Annotated in this window: 1 protein-coding gene and 1 pseudogene; one reads left to right on the top strand and one right to left on the bottom strand. The window is 71.5% G+C overall.

All coding sequences use genetic code 11. The features are described from left to right. Positions 1 to 1,255 (top strand): signal recognition particle-docking protein FtsY (ftsY, locus tag HV824_RS35570; RefSeq protein ID WP_176425249.1); only part of this gene is annotated, 1,255 nt, incomplete at its 5' end. A 9-nt stretch (positions 1,256 to 1,264) separates the two neighbouring features. Here ftsY and HV824_RS35565 read toward each other — a convergent pair. Beyond that, positions 1,265 to 1,985, bottom strand: a pseudogene (locus tag HV824_RS35565) (hypothetical protein); the annotation flags it as partial.

Below are 1,985 nucleotides of genomic sequence, written 5' to 3'. Positions count from 1 at the left end.
GGCGGAGGCTGCCCGGCTCCGCGAGGCCGAGGAAGCCCACGACCGCGCCGAGGCCCTGGCCCGCCAGCGCGCCGAGGCAGCCCAGGCCGCCCGCACCACCACGGACGCCGCCGCGCGCGCCCGGCTGGAGGAGGAGGCCCGCGCCCTCAAGGAGCGCGAGGAGGAGGAGAAGCGCGCCGAGTACCGCGCCAAGAAGGCCGCGGACGACGAGGCCCGGGAGCGCCGCAAGCGCGAGCAGGCTGAAGCCCAGCGGCTGATGGAGGAGGAGCGCGCCCGCGAGGCCGCCGCCGCCGAGGAGGCCCGCCGCGCCGAGGAGACCGCCGCGCGCGCCAAGGTGGAGGCCGAGGCCGGCCGCACCCTGGCCCAGGGCCTGGACAAGACGCGGAACCAGGGCTTCATGGCCCGGCTCAACGGCCTGTTCGGCCAGCAGCGCCAGGTGGACGAGTCCGTCCTGGCGGAGCTGGAGGAGATCCTCTTCACCGCCGACATCGGCGTGCGCACCGCCAACCACCTGGTGGAGGTGGCCCGCGAGAAGCTCAAGCGCAACGAGCTGAAGGACCCCGAGCGCATCAAGGGCCTCATCCGCGACGAGGTCGCCCGCATCTGCGACTTGCCCGTCCCGCGCTCCCTGGAAGGCGGCGGCCCGCCGCACGTCGTCATGGTGGTGGGCGTCAACGGCGCCGGGAAGACGACGACCATCGGCAAGCTGGCCGCGAAGCTCACCAGCGAGGGCAAGAAGGTGGTGCTCGCAGCGGGTGACACCTTCCGCGCCGCCGCCACCGAGCAGCTGGACGTGTGGGCCGAGCGCGCCCAGGCCCAGCTGGTGAAGGGCGCCGAGGGCACAGACCCCAGCGCCGTCATCTTCGAGGCCATCAAGAAGGCGAAGGAGGAAGGCGCGGACGTCATCATCGCGGACACCGCCGGCCGGCTCCACACCAAGGCCCCGCTGATGGAGGAGCTGAAGAAGGTGAAGCGCGTCATGGACAAGGCCCTGCCCGGCGCGCCGCACGAGGTGCTGCTGGTGCTGGACTCCACCAACGGCCAGAACGCGATTCAGCAGGCCAAGCAGTTCCACGAGGCCGTGGGCGTCAGCGCCATCGCCCTGACGAAGCTGGACGGCACCGCGAAGGGCGGCGTCGTCATCGGCATCTGCGACGAGCTCAAGCTCCCCGTCGTCTGGGTGGGCGTGGGCGAGAAGGTGGCCGACCTGCGCCGCTTCGAGCCGCGCGAGTTCGTCCGCGCCCTCTTCGACTGAGGCCCCGCGTCACTGCCCCATCAACCCGGGGATGAGCTGCTCCAGCAGCTCCTTCGACTGGGCGTCCATCTCCTGGAAGGCCTCGAAGCCCTGCAGGCCCTGGAGCGCCTCCAGGTCCATGCCGGGCAACGACTGCAGGGCCTCCAGCCCTTCCAGGCCCTCGAAGCCGCCCAGCACCGACTCCAGCCGGGGCTTGCCCAGGTCCGCGTCGCCCTTCGCCTCCCGCCACCAGCGCGTGCGCAGCCGCTCCAGCGCGCTCGCGTTGGCGGGGCTCGCCTTCGCCAGCTCCTTCGTGAAGCAGTCCTTGCACGTCCACTTGAAGCGGTACGTGTCCACGTAGGCGCGCAGGGCCTTGAGGAAGGCGGCGTCTCCCACCAGCTTCCGCGAGGCGTGGTGCAGCAGGGGCGCCTTGCCGTAGACGAGCGCGCCGTACTCCAGCTCATCCGCGAAGTGGCCCGTGGGCCGGTCCGCGCGGCCGTCCTTGCCGCCCGTCATCCGGTACAGGTGGTACTGCCCCACCAGCGTCTCCTGGCGCGCCGACTCCGCCACCTTCTTGCCGTGCTTCCATTCGAGGTAGAGGAGCGCGGCGTACTGGGCCAGCGACTCGTCCACCGGAATGCTCACATCATCGTCGTCCTCGTCCTCCAGCTCGACTTCGAGCAACACCGAGGCCGGGAGCAACCGCTTCAATCCCACGAGCTGCGCGGGCGTGACTTCCTCTTCCACCACG

Source organism: Myxococcus sp. AM009, from assembly GCF_013372605.1.
Taxonomy (GTDB): Bacteria; Myxococcota; Myxococcia; order Myxococcales; family Myxococcaceae; genus Myxococcus; species Myxococcus vastator.
Note: the sequence above shows the minus strand (reverse complement) of the source record. Positions and strands in the feature narration are given on the sequence as shown.